General features: G+C 75.6%; 14 protein-coding genes and 1 pseudogene. 10 read left to right on the forward strand and 5 right to left on the reverse strand.

Annotation, left to right across the window (positions count from 1 at the left end; genetic code table 11):
• Positions 1 to 28: 28 nt before the first annotated feature.
• Both ACRYR9_RS11075 and ACRYR9_RS11080 read left to right on the forward strand, forming a co-directional pair.
• Positions 29 to 1,498 carry a hypothetical protein gene (locus ACRYR9_RS11075; protein WP_432492382.1) on the forward strand — a complete coding sequence of 490 codons (1,470 nt, stop codon included), beginning with the start codon at positions 29 to 31 and terminating at the stop codon, positions 1,496 to 1,498.
• Positions 1,499 to 1,620: 122 nt separating this feature from the next.
• Positions 1,621 to 3,018, forward strand: coding sequence for a sensor domain-containing phosphodiesterase (locus ACRYR9_RS11080; protein WP_432492380.1), 1,398 nt, complete (start codon positions 1,621 to 1,623; stop codon positions 3,016 to 3,018).
• A 68-nt stretch (positions 3,019 to 3,086) separates the two neighbouring features.
• Here the strand turns inward: ACRYR9_RS11080 and yicI are convergent, their stop codons facing one another.
• Together yicI and ACRYR9_RS11090 are read right to left on the reverse strand one after the other, a co-directional pair.
• On the reverse strand, positions 3,087 to 5,339 hold the full coding sequence (gene yicI / locus ACRYR9_RS11085) for an alpha-xylosidase (RefSeq protein ID WP_432492378.1): 2,253 nt from the start codon (positions 5,337 to 5,339) through the stop codon (positions 3,087 to 3,089).
• Entirely contained in the window at positions 5,336 to 6,745 is a 1,410-nt protein-coding gene (locus ACRYR9_RS11090) for a GH1 family beta-glucosidase (RefSeq protein ID WP_432492376.1), read from the reverse strand. The genes yicI and ACRYR9_RS11090 overlap by 4 nt, the downstream gene beginning before the upstream one ends.
• 163 nt (positions 6,746 to 6,908) lie before the next feature.
• Between ACRYR9_RS11090 and ACRYR9_RS11095 the strand changes: the two genes are divergently transcribed.
• From ACRYR9_RS11095 to ACRYR9_RS11115, 5 genes are all read left to right on the forward strand, one after another.
• Positions 6,909 to 7,802, forward strand: a complete 894-nt coding sequence (locus ACRYR9_RS11095; RefSeq protein WP_432492374.1) for a LysR family transcriptional regulator — start codon at positions 6,909 to 6,911, stop codon at positions 7,800 to 7,802.
• Between the two features lie 136 nt (positions 7,803 to 7,938).
• Positions 7,939 to 8,859 (forward strand): 5-dehydro-4-deoxyglucarate dehydratase, encoded by a 921-nt coding sequence (gene kdgD, locus ACRYR9_RS11100; protein ID WP_432492372.1) that lies wholly within the window; start codon positions 7,939 to 7,941, stop codon positions 8,857 to 8,859.
• Between the two features lie 20 nt (positions 8,860 to 8,879).
• Positions 8,880 to 10,205: an enolase C-terminal domain-like protein gene (locus ACRYR9_RS11105; RefSeq protein WP_432492490.1), complete on the forward strand. Its 1,326-nt coding sequence runs from the start codon at positions 8,880 to 8,882 to the stop codon at positions 10,203 to 10,205.
• 26 nt (positions 10,206 to 10,231) lie between these two features.
• On the forward strand, positions 10,232 to 11,752 hold the full coding sequence (locus ACRYR9_RS11110) for an aldehyde dehydrogenase (NADP(+)) (RefSeq protein ID WP_432492370.1): 1,521 nt from the start codon (positions 10,232 to 10,234) through the stop codon (positions 11,750 to 11,752).
• Positions 11,753 to 11,873: 121 nt separating this feature from the next.
• Positions 11,874 to 13,031, forward strand: coding sequence for an NAD(P)/FAD-dependent oxidoreductase (locus tag ACRYR9_RS11115; RefSeq protein WP_432492368.1), 1,158 nt, complete (start codon positions 11,874 to 11,876; stop codon positions 13,029 to 13,031).
• On the opposite strand, the gene ACRYR9_RS11120 is transcribed toward ACRYR9_RS11115, so the two are convergent.
• Positions 13,015 to 13,860, reverse strand: a complete 846-nt coding sequence (locus tag ACRYR9_RS11120) for a right-handed parallel beta-helix repeat-containing protein (RefSeq protein ID WP_432492366.1) — start codon at positions 13,858 to 13,860, stop codon at positions 13,015 to 13,017. The two genes, ACRYR9_RS11115 and ACRYR9_RS11120, sit on opposite strands and share 17 nt — an antisense overlap.
• Before the next feature lie 65 nt (positions 13,861 to 13,925).
• Positions 13,926 to 14,192: a hypothetical protein gene (locus ACRYR9_RS11125; protein ID WP_432492364.1), complete on the reverse strand. Its 267-nt coding sequence runs from the start codon at positions 14,190 to 14,192 to the stop codon at positions 13,926 to 13,928.
• Positions 14,193 to 14,409: 217 nt separating this feature from the next.
• Here ACRYR9_RS11125 and ACRYR9_RS11130 point away from each other — a divergent pair, with 217 nt between their 5' ends.
• Together ACRYR9_RS11130 and ACRYR9_RS11135 are read left to right on the forward strand one after the other, a co-directional pair.
• Positions 14,410 to 15,249 carry an alpha/beta fold hydrolase gene (locus tag ACRYR9_RS11130; RefSeq protein WP_432492362.1) on the forward strand — a complete coding sequence of 280 codons (840 nt, stop codon included), beginning with the start codon at positions 14,410 to 14,412 and terminating at the stop codon, positions 15,247 to 15,249.
• Complete coding sequence (locus ACRYR9_RS11135) at positions 15,246 to 17,003, forward strand: putative bifunctional diguanylate cyclase/phosphodiesterase (protein ID WP_432492360.1); 1,758 nt, start codon at positions 15,246 to 15,248, stop codon at positions 17,001 to 17,003. The genes ACRYR9_RS11130 and ACRYR9_RS11135 overlap by 4 nt, the downstream gene beginning before the upstream one ends.
• A 19-nt stretch (positions 17,004 to 17,022) precedes the next feature.
• On the opposite strand, the gene pdxR is transcribed toward ACRYR9_RS11135, so the two are convergent.
• Positions 17,023 to 18,456, reverse strand: coding sequence for a MocR-like pyridoxine biosynthesis transcription factor PdxR (gene pdxR, locus ACRYR9_RS11140; RefSeq protein ID WP_432492358.1), 1,434 nt, complete (start codon positions 18,454 to 18,456; stop codon positions 17,023 to 17,025).
• Positions 18,457 to 18,594: 138 nt separating this feature from the next.
• Between pdxR and ACRYR9_RS11145 the strand changes: the two are divergent.
• Positions 18,595 to 18,929 (forward strand): annotated as a pseudogene (locus tag ACRYR9_RS11145) (hypothetical protein); the annotation flags it as partial.

The following is an 18,929-nucleotide window of genomic DNA, read 5'->3' on the forward strand; positions in this document are numbered from 1 at the left end:
CCACCCGACACCTGCGGAGGGAACGACCTTGACGCTCGCGCACGGATCCTTGCTGGAGCGCGGCCTGAGCCGCGGCGCCGTCGGGCTGCTGCGCCTGGTGGCGTTCGGGCAGGTCAGCGGCTCCACGCTGACCTCGGCGGGGACGGCGGCTTCGGTGGCCCGCGTCCTGGTGCGCTCGGGCCGAGCCGCCGGGCGCCGCGCCGCGGGGTCCGGGGGCGCGCTGCGGCTGCTGCGCCGCGCCGGACGACCGCGGCCCCCGGCACCGCGGGCCCTGGCGCCCCGGGCGGCGACGTCCCCGGTGCTGTCGGGCACGGTCGTGGACCGCCCGCGGCGGGTGGCCGCCCCGGCTTCCCCGGTGTCGCTGACGGTGGCCGACCGGCCGCGCCGGGGCACCGTGCAGCTGGTGCTGGGCCGTGAGCTGGACGCGGCGGCGGAGTCGCTGGTCGTCGAGGTGCGCCGCGGCGACGGGCCCTGGCGCACGGCGGGTGCTCCGCAGCCCGTGGCCGGCGCGGACGACCGCTTCGGCGTGCCCCGCCCCACGGCGCCGGGCCGGTACGCGTACCGGGTGGCCTGCGCACGGCACGGCGTGGTCTCCGAGAGCTGCGCGGACGCGGTGAACGCCGTGGTCGTCCCGCCCGCGCCGCCCGCCGCCCTGGCCGTGAGCGACGACGCCGGTGCCGGCGTGGTGGTGCTGGACCTGGGGCGCGAGCTGGACGCGGCGACCGAGTCGCCGGTGGTGGAGGTGCGCCGGGACGGCGGTGCGTGGCTGCCCGTGCCGTCCGCCGCGGTCGCCGGTGCGGCCGGCACGTCGCTGGTCGAGGTCGCCCGCCCGGTCGAGCCGGGTGCTCACGCCTACCGGGCCGCCGTGGTCGCGGGGGGTGCGGCGTCGCCGGTGCGCACCGACCGCACCCGCGTGCTGGTGGCTCCCGCCCTCCTCGGCGGGCTGCACGTCGAGGACCTGCCCGAGCAGGGGCTGGTGCGGCTGGTGCCGGGCCGTGCCGTCGACCTGGGCCGCGAGGAGCTGGTCGTCGAGGTGCGCCGCGGCAGGGCGGCGTGGGTGCCGGTACCGACGGCAGGGGCGGGGGAGGTCGCGGCCGTGGTGGTGCCGCGACCGGTCGCCGCGGGGTCGTACACCTACCGCGTGAGCGTGCGCGTCGCGGGCGCCTGCTCGGACAAGCCCACCGCCACCGGCGACAGGGTCGTGGTGGCCCCGCGCTCGCCCGGGTGGCTGAAGGTGCGCAACCCCCGCACCGGCACGGTGGAGTTCCTGCTGCACCCCGCTCCGGACGAGGGGGAGGCGCCGGTCTTCGAGGTGCGGCGCGGTGGGGGGGCGTGGCGGGCGGTGAGCCCCGCACCGGTGCGCGGCGCCGAGGACGCCGCCCGGTTCAGCGCGGCGAGCCCGGCGACCCCGGGTCGCTACGCGTACCGGGTGTCGGTGCGTGCGTTCGGCGCGACGTCGGCTCCCGTGGAGGCGGAGACGGACTTCACGGTGCGCTGACGTCCTCCTCACCCTGGAACACGACTTCTCGTGACGGATCAGTCACGCAGAGGCGACACTGGTGGCTGCGCCGTCGCCGGAAGGCCCGGGCACCGACGCGCGCAGGTCCCCCAGGAGGCCGCGTGGGCAGCCCGCCGCAGCGCACCACGGACGCCCACGGCGAGAGCCCGGAGGTCCAGCGCCTGCTGGACCTGGCGCGCGTCCACCTGGGCATGGACATCGGGTGGGTCTCGCACTTCACCGAGGACCGTCAGCGGATCAGCGCGCTCAGCGGGGACGGCGCGAGCATGCACGTCGCGGTGGGCGACGCCCCGCCCCTGCAGGAGTCGTTCTGCGTGCGGGTGCTCGCCGGCAACCTGCCACCCGTGGTCCCCGACGCGCGACGGGACCCCCGCACCCGCGACCTGGCGGTCACCGCGCGCCTGGGCATCGGCTCCTACGTGGGCGCCCCGCTGCACGACGCGGCCGGTGCGGTGGTGGGGATGCTGTGCTGCCTCAGCCGCGGTGCGGGCCCGCACCTGGGCCTGGACGCCGCCCGCTACCTGGGGCTGGTCGCCGACCTCGTCAGCGACCACCTCACCAGCCCCACCGCGCTGCAGCGGCGCGCGGAGGCGGAGGCCCGCCGGCAGGTGCGTCAGGTCCTCGACACCGGCGACGTGCGGGTGCTCTTCCAGCCGGTGCTGCGCCTGGCCGACCGCGCCGTCGTGGCCCACGAGGCGCTGGCGCGCTTCGACGCGCCGTGCTTCCCGCGCCCGGACCTCGCCTTCGCCGCCGCGACCCGCGTGGGGCTGGGCGTGCCGCTGGAGCTGCTGGCCGCGCGCACCGCCCTGGAGCAGCTGCACCGCGTGCCGGCGGGCACCGCCCTGAACGTGAACGTCTCGGCGGAGGCGCTGGGCGACCCGGAGGTGCAGGGGGTGCTGCTGCACCACGCCGAGCGCGCCGCGCGCACCGGCCGGCGCGTCGTCGCGGAGGTCACCGAGCACACCCAGGTCACCGACTACCCGGCCCTGCGCGAGGCGGTGCGGCGCGTGCGCGCCGGCGGGGTGGGCATCGCCGTGGACGACGCCGGTGCCGGCTACGCGAGCTTCCGGCACGTCCTGCAGCTGCGCCCGGACACCATCAAGATCGACGTCAGCCTCGTGCGGGAGGTCGACACCGACCCGGTGCGCCAGGCCCTGGTCCGCTCCCTGGTCGAGTTCGCCACCGACGTCGGCGCGTCCCTGGTGGCCGAGGGCGTGGAGACCGCGGCGGAGGCGCAGTCCCTGCAGCGCCTCGGCGTGGAACTGGTGCAGGGGTACCTGTACGCGCGCCCGGCGGCCCTGCCGCAGGACGGGCCCGCCGGCGAGGACGCCCCGCCCCCCGACCGCACCGTGGTCCTGACCCCCCACGACCTCACCACCCACGAGGCCACCACCCACGAGGCCACCACCCACGAGGCCACCACCCACGAGGCCACCACCCGGGAGGCCACCACCCGGGATCTGACCAGCCACGACCTGACCCGGCGCGGCCCCGCCTGACCCCTCCCGCGGTGATCTTGCACGGGTGAATCCTCAACCGTGCGGGATCACCGCGGGGGTGGGGGGTGTCAGCCGCGGGCGACCTCGGTGCGCCCGGTGCCGCGCACCACGACCGCCCGCCACGGCGCGGCCGTGTCCGCCCGGACGGTCGGCACCCCGTCGCGCCAGGTGGTGGTGAACGTCGCCGCGACCGCGCCCGTGGTGTCGGGGACCGTCGTGGTCACCGTCGAACTCCCCGCCGGCGGGAACAGCAGCAGTTCCACCCCGTCGGCGTAGTCGTAGTCCGGCCGCTCGTCCACCGCGCCGAGCGGCAGCACCGCCCCGGGCCGCACCAGCAGCGGCAGGCTGTCGGGCGCGTGCGTCTCGGTGCGCCAGGCCGGGCCCTGCACGACCTCACCGGTGAGCAGGTGCGTCCAGGACCCCTCCGGCACGTAGTACGTCACCTCCCCGCTCGCGGACATGACGGGGGCCACGAGCAGGTCCGGGCCCAGGAAGTACTGGCGGTCCAGGAACGCCGCGGTCGGGTCGTGCGGCAGTTCCAGCAGCGCCGGGCGCATGACGGGCGCGCCCGTGGTGTGCGCCTCGACGGCGGCGGTGTACAGGTACGGCATCAGCCGCATCTTCAGCTTCGTCCAGTCGCGCGCCGCGCGCACCGCCGTCTCGCCGAACACCCACGGCACCCGGTAGGAGGAACTGCCGTGCAGGCGGCTGTGCGAGGACAGCAGTCCGAACGTCAGCCACCGGGTGAACAGGTCGTCGTCGGGCTTGCCCTCGAAACCACCGATGTCGTGGCTCCAGAACCCGAACCCCGACAGCCCCAGCGACAGCCCACCGCGCAGGCTCTCCGCCATCGAGGAGTACGTGGAGTCGCAGTCACCGCCCCAGTGCACCGGGAACTGCTGCCCGCCGGCGGTGGCGGACCGGGCGAACAGCACGGCCTCACCGCGACCGCGGACCTCCTCGAGGAGTTCGAAGACGGTGCGGTTGTACAGCTGCGCGTAGGAGTTGTGCAGCTTCTCGGGGTCCGAGCCGTCGAAGGGCACCACGTCGAGCGGGATGCGCTCGCCGAAGTCGGTCTTCAGGCAGTCCACGCCGGAGGCCAGCAGGGGGCGCAGGCAGTCGGCGAACCAGGCGCGGGCGTCGGGGTTGGTGAAGTCCACCACGCCCATGCCGGGCTGCCACAGGTCCCACTGCCACACCGAGCCGTCGGCGCGGCGCAGCAGGTACCCGGCCTCGGCGGCGGGACGGAACAGCGGGGAGGCCTGCCCGATGTACGGGTTGATCCAGGCGCTGACGTGCAGGCCGCGCTCGTGCAGCCGCTTGAGCATCGCCTCGGGGTCGCCGAACACCTCGGGGTCCCACTGGAAGTCGCACCACTGGTACTCGCGCATCCAGAAGCAGTCGAAGTGGAACACGCTCAGCGGGATGTCCCGCTCGGCCATCCCGTCGATGAACGAGGTGATGGTCGCCTCGTCGTAGTCGGTGGTGAACGAGGTGGACAGCCACAGGCCGAACGACCACGCCGGCGGCAGCGCGGGCCGGCCGGTGAGGGCGGTGTACTTGGCCAGCACCTCCTTGGGCGTGGGCCCGTAGATCACCAGGTACTCCAGCTCCTGGCCGCGCACGCTGGCCTGCACGGTGCCGACGCTCTCCGAGCCGATCTCGAAGGACACCTTCCCGGTGTGGTTGACGAACACCCCGTACCCGGCGTCGGACAGGTAGAACGGCACGTTCTTGTACGCCTGCTCGGTGGCGGTGCCGCCGTCGGCCTGCCACACGTCGACGACCTGGCCGTTCTTGACGAACGGCGTGAACCGCTCCCCCGTGCCGTACACGTGCTCGCCCACGCCGAGGTCGAGCTGCACGACGGTGTGGTGCTCCCCGTCGTCGGTGGTGACGATGCCGGTGCCCTTGGCGCCCGCGGTGGTCAGCGGGCGCCCGTCCCCGCTGAACCGCAGCGCGAAGGGCGCCTCCGGGTCGGTGTCCAGCTCCAGCGCCAGGCGCCCGGAGGTGAACCGCACGAGGGACCCGTCGCGCTCGGCGCGACCGGGGCTGACGTCTGCGGTGTTCAGCTCGAAGTCGGGGCCGCGGCGCACCCCGCCGGCGAAGTGGGTGGTGCGCACGGCGATGACGTCCTCGGCGGGTGCGGACCAGTCGAGCGTGAGCACCGGCCCCTTGAGGGTGTCGCCGCGGTGCCGGATGCGCTGCACGGGCGCGACGACCCGCACGGTGGACTCCCCGGTCTCCACGCGCCGGGCGTGCGCGGCCCACTGCGGGTGGACGCCGGGCCGGGAGAGCCAGTAACCGTCGGAGAACTTCACGCCGACACCTCCGTCGAGCCGGGGCGGGCGGCGCGCTGCGCCGCGGTGAGCCGCTGGAACCAGCGGTAGCTGTCCTTGGGGGTGCGCACCTGCGTGTCGTAGTCGACGTGCACGATCCCGAAGCGCTGGTCGTAGCCGAACGCCCACTCGAAGTTGTCCATGAGGGACCACACGTAGTACCCGCGCACGTCGGCACCCTTCGCGACCTGCTCGGCGACGGCGGCGAGGTGGCCGGCGAGGTACTCCACCCGGTCGGTGTCGTGCACGACGCCGTCCTCGCCGACGGCGTCGGCCTCCGCCGAGCCGTTCTCGGTGATCCAGATCGGCGGGCAGTCCGGGTAGCGCTCGGTCACGTCGGCGATCAGGCGCCCCAGCGAGGGCGGGTCCACGGGCCAGCCCATGGTGGTGCGCCGCAGGTGCGGCAGTTCCACCTGGCGCGTGCCGACGTCCATCGCGGTGCGCTTCGCCGGGTCCGCTTCGGCGTGCGGGGCGTCGGCGATCACGGCGGGCGTGTAGTAGTTGATGCCGAGGAAGTCGATCGGGGCGCCGATGACGTCCAGGTCCCCGTCGCGGCGGTAGGAGCCGTCGGCGAGCTCGCCCCAGGTCTGGCGCTCGGAGTCGGGGTAGCGCCCGGCGAGCAGGGGTTCGGTCCACACGAGGTTGTGGTGGGTCAGCGCGCGCAGCGCCGCGGCGCGGTCGGCCTCGGAGTCGCTGGCGGGGGTGACCTGGTCCAGGTTCAGGGTGATGCCGACCTCGCGGGCACCGGCCTCGCGCAACTGCGGCACGGCCAGGCCGTGGGCGAGCAGCAGGTGGTGGGCGGCGGCCAGCGCGGGCGTGCCCTCCTGCGCGCCGGGGGCGTGGTGGCCGTTGGCGTACCCGAGGAACGCCGAGCACCACGGCTCGTTGAGGGTGATCCAGCGGGTCACGCGGTCGGCGAGCGCGTCGGCGACGAGGCGGGAGAACTCGGCGAAGCGGTGGGCGGTGTCGCGCTCGCGCCAGCCGCCGGCGTCCTCCAGCTCCTGCGGCAGGTCCCAGTGGTACAGGGTCACGGCGGGGTCGATCCCGCGGGAGAGCAGCTCGTCGACGAGGCGGTCGTAGAAGGCGAGACCGGCCGCGTTGACGGGTCCGCGCCCGCCGGGCTGCACGCGCGGCCACGCGATGGAGAACCGGTAGGAGTCCACGCCGAGGTCGGCCAGCAGGGCGACGTCCTCGCGGTAGCGGTGGTAGTGGTCGCACGCCACGTCGCCGGTCGCGCCGCCCAGGGTCTTGCCGGGGGTGCGGCTGAACGTGTCCCAGATGGAGGCGGTGCGCCCGTCCTCGGCGGCCGCCCCCTCGATCTGGTAGCTGGCCGTCGCCGCGCCCAGCACGAAGCCGGGCGGGAACGTCGGGAGTTCGGGGGCGGTCACGGGGTCCTCCTGGGGCGCGGTGGTCCGGCGGCGGGGCCACCGGGGCACCGTCACCACCCCGTCGAAGCGCTTCGACGGGCTCGCCGATGACGCTAGGTCCCCTCCGGCCGCTGGTCAAGGAGCACCGGCCCGCCGGGAGCGGCGCTGGCGATACCGTCCCGGCATGGCGATGACGCTGGAGCAGCTGCGCGGGTTCGTCGCGGTCGCCGAGGAGCTGCACTTCGGCCGCGCCGCCGAGCGGCTGCGGATGACCCAGCCCCCGTTGAGCCGCCAGGTGCAGAAGCTGGAGCGCGCCGTGGGCGCGCAGCTGCTGGCCCGCGACAACCGCCGCGTGGAGCTCACCGCGGCCGGGGCGGCGTTCCTGCCCGAGGCCCGCCGCCTGCTGGCGCTGGCCGAGTCGGCCCCGGTGACGGCGCGGCGGGTGTCCTCCGGCGCGCGCGGCGTCGTGCACCTCGGCTTCACCGCCGCCGCCGCCTACGGACCGCTGGGTGCGCTGCTGAACACCGTCGGCCGGGAGCTGCCCGAGGTGCACCTGGACCTGCACGAGACGGTGACCAGCGCACAGCTGGACGCCCTGCGCCACGGCGAGCTGGACCTGGGCCTGGCCCGGCCGCCCTTCGACGCCGAGGAGTTCGACGCCCGCTGCCTGCACCGCGAGCAGATGCTCGTGGCGGTGCCCACCGGGCACCGGCTGACGGCGCTGGGCCGGCCGGTGGGGGCGCGGGACCTGGCGGACGAGCCGGTGGTCATGTACTCCCCCGCCGAGGCGCGCTACTTCTACGACCTGGTCGTCTCCTCGGTCCCGGTGGTGCACGGCAACGTCGTGCACACCGTGGGCCAGGTGCTGACGATGCTGTGGCTCGTGGCCGCCGGGCGCGGGCTGGCGTTCGTGCCGGCGTCGGCCGCGCGGCTGGGCGTCCCCGGGGTGGAGCACGTCCCGCTGGCGACGGCGGAACCGGAGCCGGTGGAGCTGCACCTGCTGTGGCGGCGGGGCTCGCGCAACCCCGCGCTGCGGCGGGTGCTGGAGGTCCTGGAGCAGGGCGTCGCCCCCCGGTGATGCCGTGCGGGCATCCCGCGATGCGAAGAGGGTCCTGGACGGGCATCGAGGGCCTTCGTACGGTGGTCGTGCCCGTCGGCGGCGGCCCCCGCGCCGGCCCCCGCGCACCGACCGACCGACCCGAGGACGTGTCCCCATGTCGCAGCTCGCCCCCGCAGACCTCGCCGCCCGCCTGGGTTCGGGGCTGCTGTCCTTCCCCGTCACGCACTTCGACGACGAGCTGCGCTTCGACGAGGCCCGCTACCGCGAGCACCTGGCCTGGCAGGCGTCGTTCGGCGTCGCGGGCCTGTTCGCCGGCGGCGGCACCGGCGAGGGGTTCTCGCTGACCTCCGCGGAGCTGGAGCGGGTCGTGCGGGTCGCGGTCGAGGAGATCGGCGGGAAGGTCCCCGTGGTGGCCTCCGCCACCGGCGGCACCGCTCAGGCGGTCGAGCAGGCCAGGGCCGCCGAGGCCGCCGGAGCCGACGGCATCCTGCTGCTGCCGCCGTACCTGACCGAGGCCAGCCAGGCCGGTCTCGTCGAGCACGTCACCGCCGTGTGCGCGGCCACGAACCTCGGCGTCATCGTCTACAGCCGCGCGAACGCCGTGCTGGAGGACGTCACCGTCCAGCAGGCCGCCGACCGCAACCCGAACCTGATCGGCCTGAAGGACGGCGTCGGCAACATCGAGCGGATGACGCGCACCTACGCCCGCCTGGGTGACCGCCTGCTCTACGTCGGGGGCCTGCCCACCGCCGAGACGTTCGCGCTGCCGCTGCTGCAGCTGGGCGTGACCACGTACTCCTCAGCGATGTACAACTTCGTGCCCGAGTTCGCGCTGGAGTTCTTCGCCGCCGTGCGCGCTCAGGACCGCACGAAGGTCTACGCGATGCTCAACGACTTCGTGATCCCCTACCTGGACATCCGGGACCGGCAGAAGGGCTACGCCGTCTCCATCGTCAAGGCCGGCCTGACCGCCGTCGGCCGCGACGGCGGCCGGGTGCGCCCGCCGCTGACCGACCTGCGTCCCTCCGAGCTGGCCGAGCTGACCGCCCTGGTGGAGAAGGTGCAGCAGAGGTGACGCCCGGGACGGTGCTGCCGGTGCGCACCCCCACCGTCACCGCGGTCGAGGTGGTCCCGGTGGCCGGGCACGACAGCGCGCTGCTGAACCTCTCCGGCGCCCACGCCCCGTACTTCACCCGCAACATCGCGATCCTCACCGACAGCTCCGGGAACACCGGCCTGGGCGAGGTGCCCGGCGGGGAGGCGATCCGCCGCACCATCGCCGACGCCGGTGAACTGCTCGTCGGGCAGCCGATCGCGCAGTACGCCCGGTTGCTGGCGCGCGTGCAGCGCGAGTTCGCCGACCGCGACGCGGCCGGTCGCGGGCTGCAGACGTTCGACCTGCGCACCACCGTGCACGCGGTCACCGCGCTGGAGTCCGCGCTGCTGGACCTGCTCGGGCAGCACCTCGGGGTGCCCGTGGCCGAACTGCTCGGCGAGGGGCAGCAGCGCGAGACCGTGCCGATGCTCGGCTACCTGTTCTACGTCGCCGACGCCGAGGCCACCGGCCTGCCGTACGTCACCGAACCCGACCCCGCCGACGACTGGGAACGGCTGCGCCGCCGCCCGGCCCTGACCCCCGAGGCCGTCGTCGCCCTGGCCGAGGCGGCGCAGCAGCGCTACGGGTTCGCCGACTTCAAGCTCAAGGGCGGGGTGTTCCCCGGCGAGCAGGAGGCCGAGGCCGTGCGCGCCCTGGCCGCCCGATTCCCGCAGGCACGGATCACCCTGGACCCCAACGGCGCCTGGCTGCTGGAGGAGGCCGTCGCCCTGGGCCGCGAGCTGCACGACGTCCTCGCCTACGCCGAGGACCCCTGCGGCGCCGAGGGCGGGTTCTCCGGCCGCGAGACGATGGCGGAGTTCCGCCGCCGCACCGGCTTGACGACCGCCACCAACATGATCGCCACCGACTGGCGGCAGATGGCCCACGCCGTCCGGTCCAACGCCGTGGACATCCCGCTCGCCGACCCGCACTTCTGGACGATGCGCGGCTCGGTGCGGGTGGCGCAGCTGTGCGACGACTTCGGCCTGACGTGGGGTTCGCACTCCAACAACCACTTCGACGTCTCCCTGGCGATGTTCACCCACGTCGGCGCCGCCGCACCCGGGTCGATCACCGCCCTGGACACGCACTGGATCTGGCAGGACGGCCAGGGCCTGACCACCGGACCGCTGCGCATCGAGGACGGGGCGATCCGGGTGCCGCAACGACCCGGCCTGGGCGTCGAGCTGGACCGCGACGCGCTGGACGCCGCCCACGAGCTGCACGTCGAGCACGGCCTGGGGGCCCGCGACGACGCCGCCGCGATGAGAACGATCGTGCCCGGCTGGACGTTCGACCCCAAGCGGCCCGCGCTGCGGCGCTGAGAACCCGAACACCGAGGAGGAACCCCGTGACCGACGTCGTCAGCACCGACCCCCGCACCGGCAAGGCCGTGGAGGTCGTCGCCGCCGAGACGACCCCCGATCAGGTCGCGGCCCTGTGCGAGGCGGCCCTGGCCGCCTCGCCCGCCCTGGAGGAGATGGGCCGCGAGCGCCGCGCCGCCCTGCTGGAGGCCCTGGCCGACGCGCTGGAGGCGCGCCGGGAGGACGTCGTGGCCATCGCCGACCGGGAGACCGCGCTGGGGGCGGGTCGCCTGAACGGTGAGCTGACCCGCACCGCGTACCAGCTGCGCCTGTTCGGCGAGGTGCTGCGCGAGGGGTCCTACCTGGAGGCCACGATCGACCACGCCGGGGACACCCCGATGGGCCCGCGCCCGGACCTGCGGCGGATGCTCCTGCCGATCGGGCCGGTCGCGGTGTTCGGCGCCAGCAACTTCCCGCTGGCGTTCTCCGTGCCCGGCGGCGACACCGCCTCCGCGCTGGCCGCGGGCTGCCCCGTGATCGTCAAGGCCCACGGTTCGCACCCGGCGACCTCGCAGCTCGTCTTCGACGTCATGGTCGCGGCGGCGCGGGAGGCCGGCGCCCCCGAGGGCACCCTGGGCATCGTGCACGGCCTTCAGGCGGGGGCGGCGCTGGTGGCGCACCCGGCGGTGCGGGCCGTGGGGTTCACCGGGTCCGTGCGCGGCGGCAAGGCGCTGCTGGAGATCATCGAGAACCGTCCCGACCCGGTCCCCTTCTTCGGCGAGCTGAGCAGCCTGAACCCCGTCGTGGTGACGCCGGCCGCGGCCGCCGAGCGCGGTCAGCAGATCGGCGAGCAGACCGTCGCCTCGTTCACCCTGGGGGCGGGGCAGTTCTGCACCAAGCCGGGCCTGGTGTTCGTGCCCGCCGGGGAGGGCGGCGACGCCGTGGTCGGCGCCATGACCGCCGCCGTGGCGCAGGCCCCCGCCCAGGTCCTCCTCAACGAGGGCATCGCGACCACCTACGGGAGCACCAGCGCCGAGCTGGCGCAGCTGCCGGGCGTGGAGGAACTCGCGCGAGGCGCCCAGCCGGAGGGTGCGGAGGGTTTCACCGCGGTGCCGCTGCTGCTGTCGGCGGACGCCGCGGACCTCCCGCACGGGGTGACGGAGGAGTGCTTCGGCCCGGTGAGCACCGTGGTGCGCTACGACGGCGAGGAGCAGCTGCTCTCGGCGCTGGAGGGCGTGCCGTCCTCGCTGACGGCGACGGTGCAGCGCGGGCAGGGTGAGACGGAGTTGCCGGCCACGGTGGCGCGGGCGCTGCGCGACCACGCCGGGCGCATCCTCTTCGACGCCTACCCCACCGGGGTGGCGGTGTCGTGGGCGCAGCACCACGGCGGCCCGTGGCCGTCGACGAACTCCCAGCACACCTCGGTGGGCACCAGCGCGATCCGCCGGTTCCTGCGGCCGGTGACGTGGCAGGGCGCCCCCGCCGAGGTCCTGCCGGCCGAGCTGACCGAGGAGTTCACCGGCATCCCCCGCCGCGTCGACGGCGTCCTGCGCACCCCCGCCGCCTGACCGAACTCCCCCTCCCCTCCCCTCCCCTCCCTGCGGTGATCTTGCACGGTTGAGCTCTCACCTTCGCAAGATCACCGCAGGGGGTGGGGCGCGGGCGAGAGCGGACGAGGAGGATGGGAGCGTGACGCACGAGACCCGCACCGCCTTCCCCGCCCGTGCAGCCCGCACCGGAGCACACCGCGTGGTCGTCGTGGGCGGTGGCGTCCTGGGTGCCTCGACGGCCGCCCACCTGGCCCGTGCCGGCGCTCGCGTCGACCTCGTCACCGAGGCGGAGGTCGCTTCCGGTGCCAGCGGCCGATCCCTGTCCTGGCTGAACTCGGCGGGTGCGCGCAGCGACGCGTACCACCGGCTGCGCACCGTCGGCATCGACCGCTACCGCACGTTCGCCACGCGCACCGGCCTGGACGACCGGGTCCGCTTCGACGGCGGCCTGACGTGGGCGGCGCCGGGTGAGAGCCACCGCGAGCGCCACGCCCACGAGCTGTCCACCGGTTACGACTCGGTGTGGCTGGCTCGGGACGAGGTGGCCGCCTGGGCGCCGGGCGTGGACGTCACCGCCGTCGCCGAGGAGGGGGCGGTGTTCAACCCGGGCGAGGGCTGGGTGGACCTGCCGCTGCTGGTCGACGCGCTGCTGGAGCAGGTGCGCGCCGCCGGCGGCGAGGTGCACACCGGCACCGGCCGCGCCCGCCCCGTCCTGACCGGTGGACGTGCGAACGGCGTGGCGACCGCATCAGGACGCGCGTTCACGGCCGACGCGGTGGTGTGGGCGACCGGGCCGTGGGTGCCGCGCGACCTCGCCGAACTGGGGGTGCACTTGCCGCAGTCGTCCCCCGTCTCGCTGCTGCTGGAGACGCAGCGGGTCGAGCACCCGCTGCGCGCGGTCCTGAACACCCCGCGGGTGGCGATCCGCCCCACCCCGCGCGGGACGTTCGTGCTGGACTCCGGCTGGTCGGAGCAGGAGGTCGTGGTCCACGACGACGGCGACCACGAAGTGCGCGGCTCCACGGTCGCCGGGTTGCTGGACGAGGCGTCGAGGGTCCTGGTCGGCAACCCCCGCCTGGAGGCGGTGCGCCGGGGCGTGGGCCCCAAACCGGTCCCCGGGGACGGCGAACCCGTCGTCGGCGAGCTGCGCGAGGTGCCCGGGCTGCACGTGCTGTTCACCCACAGCGGCGCCACGCTCGGCCTGGTGCTCGGGGAGTTCACCGCCCGCGAGGTGCTCGAGGAACGCGTCCCGCTGCTGGAACCGTTCAGGCCGGAGCGCTTCACCACCGCCCGCTGACGCCTCCCGCCGCGAACGCGCCAGCGGACCGCGCCGCGCAGGGCCGCACCCGGACCTCCTCCGGGCCGCCGCGCCGGGTGAACGACGTGCAGACGACGACGAGGGCGTCGGGGTCGCCGAGCCAGAGGTGGTCGCCGTTGCGGACGAACGCGGAGCCCCGGACCACCGACGGCCGGCAACCGCTCGCCAGGAGCGCGGTGTCGTTGGAGGCGAACGTGCTGCGCTCGACGAGGAAACCCGGGCGGTGGCACATCACCCCGATGTTGTTGCGCTGCACCAAGCTCTCCCGCAGGGTGAACGGCCCTCCCGGCTCGCCGGACTGGACGGCCACGCCCGTGAAGTTCTCCTCGACCCTCGAGCGGTGGACGGCCAGCTGCCCCTGCGCGGTGGCGCCCGTGTTGTTGCCGCGCAGCAGCGAGGTGGTGACGAACAGGGAGCTCCCGTCGGCGACGACGGCGCCCACCCCGTTCGACTCCAGCCGCACGTCCGCCAGGGCCGCGCTGCGCGGGGACCTGCCCCACCCCACCCGGACGCCGACGTCCCAGCCGGCGATGCGACCGCCGCGGATCGTGACGTCGTGCGCCTCGACCGAGATCCCGTGGGCGGCGGCGGAACGGCCCGCCACGAGGCCGGGGCCGGTGATCTCGTGACCGTCGAGGTCGACCTCGACGCCGTCGGCGGCCACGACCAGCCCGCTGGGACCGGGGCAGCGCAGGTCGGCGGCGAGGCGGACGTCGGCGGTGATCGTCTCGCCGCACGCGACCCGCCGGGCCGGGGGCTCCGGCGTCGCCAGGGCGTGGGCCGCGACGGCCGCCAGGACCACGACCACCGCGACGACCGGCGCCCGCGAGCGACGACGCCCCCGCGACCGGTGGGGGTCCCGGGGGGTCGCGGTCAGGCGGTGACCCGCAGCGGCGTCACCGTCTCGTCGTCGTCCTCGGCGGTGTGCCGCGGTGCGGGGTGCTCCACGAGCGCGATGACGCGCGCGGCCATGAACCGCGCCGTGCGCACGGCGGTCCCGCCGCGGGTCACCTCCGTGACCTCCACGAGGCCGCGCCCGTGCGCGACCTCCACGCGGCGGCCCGCGCGGGTCGCCTCGACGTCGTACGTGCGGGTGTCGCCGCCGGCTTCGACGACGATCTCCACGCGATCACCCTTCACCGTGGCCTCCTGGCGGGGTTCGAGGGGGTGGGGCCCACTGCTCGGGGCCTCACCCGTTCCAACGCTCGCGGCGCCCCGCTGCTTCCCGCGCGCGGGGTTCCGCGGGGCCCGCCGAGCCCTCGCCGGGAGCCCGGGCTCAAGCCCCGGTAGGTGCCTGCCGACACCACGTGGACTGGTCCGACCCCCGCGCCAGACGTCTCCCGTGGAAGGAACCGCTGTGAGCACCGTCCCCGCTCCCGCAGGCCCGGGCAGCGCGAGCGCGCGCAACAACGTGACCGTCCACGGCCGCCCGGACGGCCCGGTGGTGCTGTTCCTGCACGGTTTCGGATCGGACCAGGGCACGTGGCAGCGACTGCTGCCCGCCTTCCTCGCGGAGCACCGCGTCGTGCTGCTGGACCAGGCGGGCGCCGGCCGCTTCGACCCGGCCGCCTACGAGCGCGAGAAGTACCGCAGCCTCGACGGGTACGCGGCGGACCTCGTGGAGGTCTGCGAGGAGCTGGACCTGCGCGACGCCGTGGTGGTCGCCCACAGCGTCAGCTCGATGATCGCCGCGCGCGCCGCGCTCCGCGCACCGCAGCGCGTCGGTCGGCTCGTGATGCTCGCCCCGTCGGCGCGCTACGTCGACGACCCCGCCACCGGCTACGACGGGGGCTTCTCGGACGAGGACGTCGAGGAACTGCTGGCGTCGCTGGACCACAACTACCTGTCGTGGACCGCGGCCGTCGCCCCCATGATCATGGGGAACCCGGACCGCCCCGAGCTCGGCGAGGAGTTCACCGGTTCCTTCCGCCAGCTCGACCCCTCGACCGCCCGCGACTTCGCGCGGGCCACGTTCCACACCGACTCCCGCGAGCTGCTGACCCGCGTGGGCACGCCGTGCGTCGTGCTGCAGTGCCGCGACGACGCCCTCGCCCCCGACTCGGCCGTCCGGGAGGTCGCCTCCCGGCTCCCGCACGCGACGCTGGTCCCGCTGCGGGCGTCCGGGCACTGCCCCCACGTCAGCGAGCCCGCCGAGACGGCGGCGGCGATCCTCGCGCACCTGCCCTCGTGGACGTGACGGCCGCGGCCCCCTCCGCCGCCGCGGCACCGGAGGGCACCGGCGACTTCGCGGAACTGTTCGACGACGCCCCCTGCGGGTACCTGACCACGAGCGACGACGGTCGGATCACCCGCGTCAACACCACGTTCCTGGCCTGGTCCGGGTACCGGCGCGAGGACCTGCTGGGGTCGGCGTTCGGGCGACTGCTGCCGGTGGGTGACCGGATCCTGTGGTCGGCGCACTGCGCGCCGCAGCTCGGCACGACCGGCAGCGTGAGCGAGGTCGTCGTCGAGGTCCTCGCCGCCGACCGCACGCGCCGCCCCGCGCTGATCACCGCCACCCGCGTTCCCGCGCGCGCCGGCGCGGACGCCGAGGTGCGGGTCATCGTGTTCAGCGCACCGGAGCGACGCGCCCACGAGAAGGAGCTCGTCGCGGCGCTGAACCGCGTGGAGGAGTCCGAGAACCGCCGCGCCGCCGCGGAGGCCGACGCGCGCCGCCGCGCGCTGGAGGACCCCCTGACCGGGTTGTCGAACCGGGCGGGGCTGTCCGCGCTCCTGGAGTCCGCGCTCGCGGAACCCGGCGGGCGCCCCGCCGTGCTGGTCGTGGACCTGGACCACTTCAACGTCGTCAACGAGAGCCTGGGCACCGCCGCCGGCGACGAGCTCCTGCTGACGGTGGCCGGCCGGTTGCGCGCGGCGGTGCGCGAAGGCGCCACGGTCGCCCGCTTGTCCGCCGACGAGTTCGCGGTCCTGGACGACTGCGGTGACGCGCAGCGGTGCCGCGCCCTGGCCGAGCGGATCCTTCAGGTCCTGACCGTCCCGGTGGTCCTCGACGGTCTGGAGATCGTCACGTCCGCGAGCATCGGCACCGCCGTGGCGACGGCGGGCACGGACTCCGCGGACCGGCTGCTGCACGACGCCGGCGTGGCCATGCACCGCGCCAAGGCCCGCGGCCGCAACCGCGTCGAGGTGCACGACCCGCACCGCACCGACGCGGCCGTCGACCGCCTGCGCCTGCTGGGGGAAATGCGCCGCGGCATCGCCGACGGTGAACTGCGCCTGCACTACCAGCCGCGCGTCGGCCTGCGCGACGGCGCCGCCACGGGCGCCGAGGCGCTGGTGCGCTGGCAGCACCCGGAGCGCGGGCTGCTGCCGCCGGCGGCGTTCATCGACCTGGCCGAGCAGTCCGGCCTGGTGCGCGAGCTCGGCGCGTGGGTGCTCGACGCGGCCGTCGCCCAGGCCGCCGCCTGGGCCCGCGACCCGCGGCGCGCGACGGTCGAGGTGGCGGTGAACCTGTCCACCCGGCAGCTGACCGAACCGGGCCTGGTGGAGGCGGTGACGGCGGCGCTGACCCGGCACGGCCTGGCGGCGGACCTGCTGGTGCTGGAGGTCACCGAGACGGCGCTGGCGACCGACCCGGACGCCGCGGCGGCGACCCTGGCGGCGCTGAAGGCGCTCGGCGTCGGCATCGCCGTGGACGACTTCGGCACCGGGTACGCGAGCCTGACGTACCTGCAGCGCTTCCCCGTCGACGAGCTGAAGATCGACCGCTCGTTCGTGACGGGCCTGGGCGTGAACGACGGCGACACCGCGATCGTGCGCACCTGCGTGCAGCTCGCCCACGCGGTGGGGGTGCGCGCGGTCGCCGAGGGCGTGGAGACGCGCGAGCAGCTCGACGCCCTCGTGGAGATGGGGTGCGACTTCGTGCAGGGGTACTTCTTCTCCCGGCCGCTGGAGCCGGACGCGTTGCAGGAGTGGGCCCGGGCGCGCTGACCCGTTGCGCGCCGGTTCCTCACGGACCGGTGGGCACCAGGGGCGCGATCCGGCGCACCGCCTCCACCAGGGCGTCGGGCGTGCTCGCCGCGTACCCCAGCAGCAACCCGGGCGGCCCCGGCCGCACCCGGTGCCACGACAGCGGGTGCACGAGGACCCCCGCCCCGGCGGCGCGCTCGGCGATCTCCACGTCGCTGCCGGGTTCCCGGTTCGGGAACGTCACGAGCAGGTGCAACCCGGCTGCGACCCCCTCCACCCGCGCGGCGGGCAGGTACCGGTGCAGCGCCGCCAGCAGCGCGTCCCGACGGGTGCGCTGGCGGCGGCGGACCCGGCGGACGTGGCGTTCGAGGTCGCCGGCGGCGATGAGCTCGGCGAGGACGAGCTGCGGCAGGGCGGGGTTGCCGAGGTCGGCGGCGTGCTTGGCCGCCAGCAGGTCCGCCCGCACCCGGTGCGGTGCGACGAGCCAGCCGATGCGCGCACCGGGCACCAGGGTCTTCGAGGTGCTGCCGGTGCAGGCGACGTCCTCGGGGGCGGAGGTCTGCAGCGCGGGCACGGGCGCCCGGTCGTAGCGGTGCTCGGCGTCGTAGTCGTCCTCGACGACGAGGTTCCCGCCGCGCGCCCACTCCAGCAGGTCGCGGCGGCGCTGCGGCGCGAGCACCACCCCGGTGGGGAACTGGTGCGCGGGCGTGAGCAGCACCGCCTCCACCCCGCTGCGCGCGAGCGCGTCGACGCGCGCGCCGTGCCCGTCCACCGGGACGGGTTCGGGCTGCAGCCCCCAGTGCGCCAGGGTTTCGCGGGCGCCGCGCGCCCCGGGGTCCTCCACACCGATCCGCGTCACGCCCCGGGCGCGCAGGACCTGCGCGAGCAGCGCGAGGGACTGCGCGACACCCGCGACCACGAGGACGTCGTCGGCGCCGACGCGCATCCCGCGGGTGCGGGCGAGCCAGCCGGCGAGTTCAGCGCGCAACCGGGGGTGGCCGCGCGGGTCGCCGTAGCCGAGGTCGGTGCCGGTGGCCTCGCGCAGCACGGTCCGTTCGGCGCGCAGCCACGCCGCGCGCGGGAACGCCGCCACGTCGGGCACGCCCGGTGATAGGTCGAACTCCACGCCGGTCGTGCGCGGCGGCCCGGGTTCGACGGGAACCCCCGGCGGGGTGGGGGCCGCTGCCGCCAGCACCCGCGTCGCCGACCCGGTGCGGGCGGCGACGAGGCCCTCGTCGGCCAGGCGCCGGTACACCTCCACGACCACGCCGCGCGAGACGCCCAGGTCGCCGGCGAGCACCCGCGTCGACGGCAGTGCGTCACCCGGCGCGAGACGTCCGTCGGCGACCGCCTCGCGCACCCGCCGCACCAGTTCCCCGGTGATCCGCCCGCGCGGCACGGAGCGGACGTCCAGCGACAGGAAGTCGGCACCCGTCCCGTCCACCCGCGCTCCCGTCGTCGGCCACTCGAGCACCGGTCCACTCGACCCGCGCGCGATCGGACCTGTCGAGCGATCCACCGCGCGGTCAGCATGCCACTCGTGCCCGCCCCCACCCCCCTCCCGCGCCTCGCCCGCAGAACTCCCCCCGCACCCGGTCCGCGGTGGCCCGCGGTGCTCACCGGCACGGCCGCGATGGCCCTGGTCGGCAGCAGCGCCGCCGTGTCCGGCGCCCTGGTCGACGCACCGCTGTGGACGGTCCAGGCCCTGCGGTACGCGGCCGCGTCCCTGCTGCTGCTCGCCGCCGCCCGCGCGAGCGGGCAGCGCCTGCACCGCCCGCACGGGACGGAGTGGGCCTGGCTGGTGGGGGTCTGCGCGGTCGGGCTGGTGGTGTTCAACGTGGCGGTGGTGGGGGGGGGGGGGCGCCCCCCCCCCCCCCCCGGCGGCGGGGGCGCGGCCGGGGGGCCCCGCAGGCCGTGGGCGAACTGGACGGGGCTGCAACTGACGCG

This window comes from Kineococcus auxinigenes, from assembly GCF_050871525.1.
GTDB lineage: Bacteria > Actinomycetota > Actinomycetes > Actinomycetales > Kineococcaceae > Kineococcus.